Below are 6,945 nucleotides of genomic sequence, written 5' to 3'. Positions count from 1 at the left end.
CCATCTTCACCCCTGCCGGACATCACCGCTCCGCCATCCATGGCCGCCGCCCCCTCTCGTTGCCCGAATTGCTCCCCGGAATGCCGGGGCTGCCATCTCTCTGAAACCCTTGGAAACTCTCTCTTTAGGGAGGATGGGGAGGATAGGGATAGATATTCGCCAGTGGCTCATACGCGCGCCCGTCCGTGCGCACACGCGCACACGCACACATGAGGGCCACCGCCGAAAATCGCTCTCTGTCCTCCCTTTATCCCTAAACCCAGCATTTCCGCGCCTTTCCCCAAGAGGGTCCGTCCAGCGATTATCCCTCTCGGCCTGATCGCTCCCTCGGTTGTCAAAAATCCGGGGGCGGGGGGGCTGCCGTCTGCGGCAGACCGTCCAGCAGGCAGAGGCCAAGATACTCGTTGATACCGCAACTCTTGATCGTCCTAAGTCCACGATCCTTCATCTTTCGCCCGAACCCGTTTTGTTTGAGCGGTTCCACCGCATTTCTTTCGCACCACTTCGTATAGGCTTCGTACAGCGCGGTCGCGGTCACGCGCTTGCCCTGCATCCGCGCGGTTTCCGCTTCAAGGAAGTCGCCCAGCGGGTCCTGATCCCGCTTGTACTCTTCGACCGCGGCGAGGATCTTCGCAGGCGGGTCAAGCCCCTCTTCCAGCCACAGCCACAGCCCGTCCAGCAGCCATTGGAAGACGCCGTCTTTCTCCGCGACCAACTTGTCGAGAATGTTTGGGTCGCGCTCGTCAGGAGGAATGAACACTTCGAATGGAACGAGGATCACGCGCCGCCAGATGCCGATGTCCTGCCCGCGAATAATCGGCTTGTGGTTCGTCACCATGACGGGCGTGAACTCGGGCCGATACTCGAATGGGTCTTTGTTCAGCTTGCGGGTTTCGATGGGCTCGCCGCCAGTCACTTCCTTGACCAGACCTTCCGACAGCGCCTCGCCCTTGTCCGGTTCGTTCATCAACACCAGCCGCACGCCCGGCAGCTTCGCCAGCGACGGCTTCGGCCCATCCGCCTTCTTGTCCTTGCCGTCGAGAAAAACGGCCACCGGGATGGTGGCGGCATAGTCCCCGAAGATGTGCCGCATGACGTCGACAAGCTTTGACTTGCCGTTCTTGCCCTCTCCATAGAAGATGACAAATATCTGTTCGGACGTGTCACCGGTCAGGCAGTATCCGAAAAGCTTCTGGACGAACGTGCGCACTTCTTCGTCAGGCAGGATGCGATTGATGAACCGATCGAACTGTGGGCACTTCGCGTCGGGGTTGAAGGCCGCGCCGGCAAGCCGGGTGATCAGGTTGGCCTTGCGGAAGCCGCCCAGGCGCATCTGGGCGCGGCTGTCCGGCTTCTGGCGCAGGTCCAGAGTGCCGTTGTCCAGCGTCATCAACCAGGGGTGCCCGTCCATCGCGCGCGTCGGTTTCGCCAGATAGGGCCGGGCCTGTTCCAGCGCACCCTTCACCTTCGGGGTGTCGCCGCTCTTGACCGCGAACGCCTCGAAGGCGCGCAAGCCGCGTTCCCATTCCTTGATTCGCTCCAGCCGCATCTTGCCCTGGATGGCCGGGTCCGGCTCTTCCGTCTCGGTCGGCGGAGCCGGTGGCGGCCCCAGGTCGCGCAGTTCCTTCAACTCGTCGCGCAGCTTCTCAACCATGCGGTGACAGAGCTTGGTTGCCTCGCCCTCGCCCAGCTCATAGGCGAACCGCTTCCCGTCCCAGACTGCCCACCCGTTCTGATCGACAAAGACCAGGGCACGGCCGAACCGCTGAATCAGCCGCTCCCCGTTGCCCTTGTCGGACTTATCATAAGTTGCAAGCTCCCGGTCGGGCGGCGGTTCCCCGTCGTCATCGTCCGGCGGCTGGGCAACGCCGCTGCCACCCGTGCCGGCATCGACCACGACCGCGCCGTCGATCTGCTGTCGCAGGTCTTCCAGCGCGTCGGGCGGGTCAGCCGGCACGATCTTCGCTCCGTCATCGGGCATCGCGCACCTGAAAGCCTCTGGCACGCCCATCGGGCGCCCATATTTGGAGGGGGGCGGGGGGAGGCGCGGAGGGGTGCCGGCGGGTCATGGCTCCACCTCCCCGGCATCCGCCGTGAATTTGTCCGTCTCGTTCCCCCAGGCGTCGAAGCCGGGCCAGGATTGGCGGGCGAACAGCTCGCACGCGGGGCCGCTGGGGATCAGCCGACGCGCCATGGCGTATTGCTCGTCAGGTTTCCGGCTGTGTTCGCGCGTGGCGGCGTCCAGGGCTTCGCCACCGTCCAGCAGGATGCCGCGTTCCGACGCGCAGCCCGGCCCATAGGGCGGCTCGCCGATGGCCCACAGGGTGACATGCTCGGTCGAGACCCGGACGACGTAGCCGGGGCCGAAGGCTAGCTTTCCGCTGGCGGGGGTGCGCTTTACCCAGGGGAAGCCGGTGACGTACCGGAAGCCCCACGCCTGCCCCACGGCGATGGCGTCGAGGAGCATGGCCCAGGTGCCCCACAGCCACAGCAGGCAGCCCCGCGGATTGGCGAGCTGCTGCACCGGCAGAGCCATGATGTCGGCTAACGGCATGCACGGGTAATGCGCAACCGGGTTCTTGCCCTCGCCCTTGGCGGAGCGGTTGTAGAACCGCCACGGTGGGTCCGCCATGATCAGCGAGTATCCGGCCGGGACGAGGGAGCCCCACCGCCACGACGCGGGCTTGCCCGACAGCGACACCGCCCGCGAGGGAGCGACGCTCCCAATCGCCGGAAGATCGAACAGGAGGGGGGAGGGGGAGGTGGTCTTGGTCACGCGGTCGCCCTCGTTCGGTCTTGGTCGAATTTCGCCGCAGCCCGTTCGGCGACCGCCACGCGCCGGGCGATGCCGGCGGCGAAGGTTTCGGAGTCGGCGATCAGCACGACCAGCAGGTCGAAGGCATCCGACCACAGGGCGTTGCAGTCTCGGGCTCGGTCACGATGCCCCAGCAGCCGGCGGCACCAGCGGTAGACGTCAGCGGCCCGCCGGTCGGTGGAAGCCATGTAGCGGAAGGCCAGCAAGCGAGCGGCGGCGTCATCCATGTGCCGCCTCCGCTCGCTCGAATAGACCTGCCGCAGGCGGCACATAGTTGCTGATCGCAACTTCGGTCTGCCGGCTGTTCGTGAGCGAGCGCACGCCATACGGAGTGTGCGTCCAGTCCGACAGCACCTCGCTGTAGACCGTCCCCACAGCCATGGTGATCAGCACTCTGCACGACACGGTTCGGAGCTGGCGGGCCAACCGGGCATGCTCTTCGTCGCCCATGTCGACGGCGTACATGGTTTCGTGCCCGTTCAGCGTATGCCGGGGGTATGGCGGGTCAAGGAACACCACCGCGCGCGGCTGGTCGGCGAACTGCGCCACTAGATCGCATATGTGCTTCCGGTGGATATGGCACCCGCGAAGGCGCTGGGCGACGGCGACAAGCCGGACAGGAAGCCCCGTCCATGTTGTGGTCAGGGACGAACGCCCCTTATCCAGCCGCCACGACGCGCGCTGATGCTGTTTGCCGCCATAGCCTTGCCAGGATGCCACCAGAAACCGCCGGGCACGCTCGACAGGGTCGGCTGCGTCATCCGCATCAGTGGTCCACACCTCGTCCCGGCAGGCGAAGAACTCATCCTGTGCATAGGGGGTCAGTTCGATCAGGCGCACCAGCCGGGCAAGCGCAGGCTGGTCGCGCAGGACGGAGAACAGGTTGACCACGTCCCCGTTCAGATCGTTCAGATGCTCGGATGGGTGCGGCGGCTTTGCCAGCGTCATGGCCGCGGTGCCGGCGAAGCCCTCAACCCAGCAGTCGAGACCATCGGGCACCAAGCGCAGCAGCTCCGCGGCGACGCGGGCCTTGCTGCCGAACTGGCGATGGGCGGTGATGATCGTCATGCCTGCCCCCCATTCCGCGCCCGGCGGGGTGGGAAGCGCACCGTCACCCGGCCATCACCGCCCAGCGCCCGCGCGACCCGGGCGCGCAGCTCGTCAGACGCGGAGTCTGCGCCGATCACGATCACGTCGCGCACCGCCTCCGGCAGCGCCATGTGCAGCAGCGCCGACACCGGCCCGCCGATCCACACCGGCACGCCCGGATAGGCGTTGCGGGTCTGCAACCCGATCACCGCCCCGGTACACAGGTGCAGCCGCTCCCCCGACAGCTTGCCAAGACGGACCGCCGCGCCCTGCCACGCACCGATCAGGCGGCGGGGCGGCAGCACCTCACCCGTGCCGGGATCGGCAATGGTCGCCATCGTCCGGCCGTCCGGCGCAAGGAAGGTCGCCAGCACGGCGCGCACCTCCGGCTTGCCGTCCCGGTCCGGCCATCGCGCCATGCAGGCCAGCAGAGCGGGATACCGGCCGATGCACACCGGCTCCGCCCCGTCCGGGCCATGCAGGTATTCCACCTCCCCGAAGCCGAACCACGGCCCGGCGGTCGCCGGGTCCACGCCGTTGGCAGCCAGGAAGGCCGCGGCGGGGGTGTCGGTCAGCGCCGGGGTGCGGGCATTCCACACCGCCCGGCCGGCGGCCATCTGCACGCCCACCGTGGCAGGCGACGGAGCACCGCCGCGGTGACGGCGCTGGGGCTGATAGCGCCGCTGCTGGCGCTCCGGCGGATCGGGCACGTCGCGCGGGTGGTTCCGCCCGGCGGCAATGCCCCCGTCGATGATCTTTTCCAGATGGGCGGGGTCCCAGCCGCCTTTGCGCGGGTCGATGCTCCACCCCAGCGCCGCCGCCATCAGATGCTGGCGGACGAGGTCTTCCGGCAGGGCGTTCGTCGCCACCAACCCGCCCAGCTTGAAGGCGGCCTCGTTCAGCGCGTTGTTCTGGTTGCCCGGCCCGGTCTGCCGGACGGTCTTCACCTCGTCGTCCAGCGCCGCGCGGGCATAGGCGGAGATGCGTTCGGTCTTGGTCGAAGGAGCGCGTGCGGCGGCCTTCGGCACCGGCTGGCCGATGCGCTTCGCGAGGAAGGCCGGCAACTCGCGACCGTCGAGGCGCAGGCGCAACCAGTCGAGGTCTTCCGGCTCCGCCATCAACAGCCGAATCACCCATTCCGGGGCGGGCGCGACGGGGGTGGAGTCCGGGCTGCCGATCCAGGCATATCGCCCGCCGTTCGGGTGGATCGACGGGGCGGCGAGGATGTACCCGCCGGTCGACCGCGTGTCGAGGCCCGGCCCCAGCCGCGACCGCGCGCTGTTCTTCACCGGCCGCCCCGGCCAACGGAACAGCCAATGCCGGCCGCCGCTGGGGGTATGCTGGCCCAGCGTGTCCGGCAGCGGCTCCCCGAACAGGCCGGACAGGATCTCGAGCGTCTCGAAGCCGTTTTCCGCCGGCTTGTCGCCCACCGCGTCCTTGATGTCGGCGTCCATCACCCAGAAGCCGGACTGTTCGCCGGCCGCCAGCCCGACATTCGCGCGCGGCCAGCGGGTCCAATATTGCTTCACCCAATAGGGCGAGGTCTTGGCGTCGTTGACGCCGTGTTCGAAGAAGTCCTTTTCCTTGTAAGGCAGCTTGTCCCCGGCCACGCACGGGAACACCGCCCAGCCGCGGGCGGCATAGGCCGCCGCCGCCTGGAACAGCTCCGGTCCGGCAACTTCGGTCATGGCCGAACCTCCCCGCCGTCCGTCAGATCGCGGACATGCGCCCACAGGCAGGCATCGGCGATGGACAGGGCCAGAGAGAAGAACCCCCACGAGCTGTGCGCCCGGCCCGCGCGGCTGATCGTCGCCCGCCGGTCGCCCGTGGTGGTTTCCAGCCGGTAGCCCGCCGGCACCATCACCAGGGCGGTGCCGACCAGTGTGATGGGCGGCAGCCGCCTTGCGGCGACGTCGCTGATCTGCCGCCGCAAGGCCAGATGCTGCTGCGCATCGATGCCGATCCGCCCGCCCGCCCGCAGGCACAGGATGGCGGTGTGCAGCGTCTCGCACTCCGCGTACAGGTTGGTGACGTCCTGGGCCAGCCGCCGCAGGTCGCCCAGGTAGGAAGCGCTGGTCATGGCCGTTCCTCCGGGGTCGACGCCACCGATCCTGGGGAACGCGGTTCGATCACTCTGGCAAGATGCTTGGCATACGTCGCCACCGCGCGCCAATAGGCGGCCATGATGCCCTTGCGTGCTCGCCATGCATCTTCGGCTTGGACGTCAGCCTGGGTGGACAGTTCGCGCAGCAAGATGCCAAGCGGTCGCCTCTGCTCAAGCGGCAGAGCCTGGATGGCTCGCGCGGCGGGGAGCCGCAGCACGGGGTTTCTAACTTCCAGCTCTGCACTGCGCCCATACGCGCCACCGCCGGGTAGGGAGTGGCTGTTATGGCCAAACAAATCGGTCATGGCCGCACCTCCGGGACTTCGTCCCAGGTCCGGCCATCCAGCAGCCGTCCGGCGGCTTTCTTGCCGAGCCGATACAGGTCAGGCTCATCGTCACGGTGCAGTTCTCGGCTGGCCTGAGGAGACAAGGAGCCGTAATGCCACTCGTCATTGATCAGGTCCGCGGTGCGTTCGATCCGCGTGGCAGCGTGCTGCGCGCATTCCCCCGGCGCCCACTCGCCCCATTGCTTGAAGAAGAACGGTACGGTCGCCGCGCTGCATTGGTCGCGGAGCGTCCGGACCCAATCCGGGTGGCTCGGCCGCGCCTTCGGCCCGCTCTCCCCGCCGCAGATCACCCAGTCCAATGGCGGCAACCGCAGGGACTGCGCCCCCGTGAGCGCGTTCAACGTGAAGCGGGCACGGGTCAAGCTGGGGTCATGGAGGAACGTCGCTTCGCATTCATCCAGCACGACACGCGTCAGGTCCACCTGCCCCCGCATCGGCTCCACCGACAGGTAGCGCCGGACGGATGGGCAGAGCATCAGGTCCGCAACCCGTTCATCGGCTGCCGCCTGATCCTCGACGGTCGCCCCGGTCCACACATTGCGGAGCGGCCAGTCCGGCAACGTGTCATCGAGATCGGGGCCATTGGCATA

At 67.7% G+C, this 6,945-nt stretch carries 8 protein-coding genes; all 8 read right to left on the bottom strand.

Features of this window, described 5'->3' with window-relative positions:
• Window positions 1-334: 334 nt before the first annotated feature.
• A complete protein-coding gene (locus ABMY26_RS00945) occupies window positions 335-1,981 on the bottom strand; it encodes a phage/plasmid primase, P4 family (protein WP_372394019.1) in 1,647 nt (548 codons plus the stop codon).
• An 84-nt stretch (window positions 1,982-2,065) separates the two neighbouring features.
• Window positions 2,066-2,632, bottom strand: coding sequence for an MT-A70 family methyltransferase (locus tag ABMY26_RS00940; RefSeq protein WP_372394017.1), 567 nt, complete (start codon window positions 2,630-2,632; stop codon window positions 2,066-2,068).
• Between the two features lie 140 nt (window positions 2,633-2,772).
• Entirely contained in the window at window positions 2,773-3,042 is a 270-nt protein-coding gene (locus ABMY26_RS00935; RefSeq protein WP_372394015.1) for a hypothetical protein, read from the bottom strand.
• Complete coding sequence (locus ABMY26_RS00930; RefSeq protein WP_372394029.1) at window positions 3,035-3,883, bottom strand: DNA adenine methylase; 849 nt, start codon at window positions 3,881-3,883, stop codon at window positions 3,035-3,037. The genes ABMY26_RS00935 and ABMY26_RS00930 overlap by 8 nt, the downstream gene beginning before the upstream one ends.
• Complete coding sequence (locus ABMY26_RS00925; RefSeq protein ID WP_372394027.1) at window positions 3,880-5,592, bottom strand: bifunctional DNA primase/polymerase; 1,713 nt, start codon at window positions 5,590-5,592, stop codon at window positions 3,880-3,882. The genes ABMY26_RS00930 and ABMY26_RS00925 overlap by 4 nt, the downstream gene beginning before the upstream one ends.
• Window positions 5,589-5,984 carry a hypothetical protein gene (locus ABMY26_RS00920; RefSeq protein ID WP_372394025.1) on the bottom strand — a complete coding sequence of 132 codons (396 nt, stop codon included), beginning with the start codon at window positions 5,982-5,984 and terminating at the stop codon, window positions 5,589-5,591. Before ABMY26_RS00920 ends, ABMY26_RS00925 begins: the two co-directional genes overlap by 4 nt.
• Window positions 5,981-6,313 (bottom strand): hypothetical protein, encoded by a 333-nt coding sequence (locus ABMY26_RS00915; protein WP_372394023.1) that lies wholly within the window; start codon window positions 6,311-6,313, stop codon window positions 5,981-5,983. The genes ABMY26_RS00920 and ABMY26_RS00915 overlap by 4 nt, the downstream gene beginning before the upstream one ends.
• A complete protein-coding gene (locus tag ABMY26_RS00910) occupies window positions 6,310-6,915 on the bottom strand; it encodes a DUF5131 family protein (RefSeq protein WP_372394021.1) in 606 nt (201 codons plus the stop codon). The genes ABMY26_RS00915 and ABMY26_RS00910 overlap by 4 nt, the downstream gene beginning before the upstream one ends.
• Window positions 6,916-6,945 lie beyond the last annotated feature (30 nt).

This window comes from Azospirillum sp. HJ39 (genome assembly GCF_041507355.1).
GTDB classification, from domain to species: Bacteria; Pseudomonadota; Alphaproteobacteria; order Azospirillales; family Azospirillaceae; genus Azospirillum; species Azospirillum thiophilum.
This window is presented reverse-complemented; position numbering and strand designations above follow the sequence as displayed.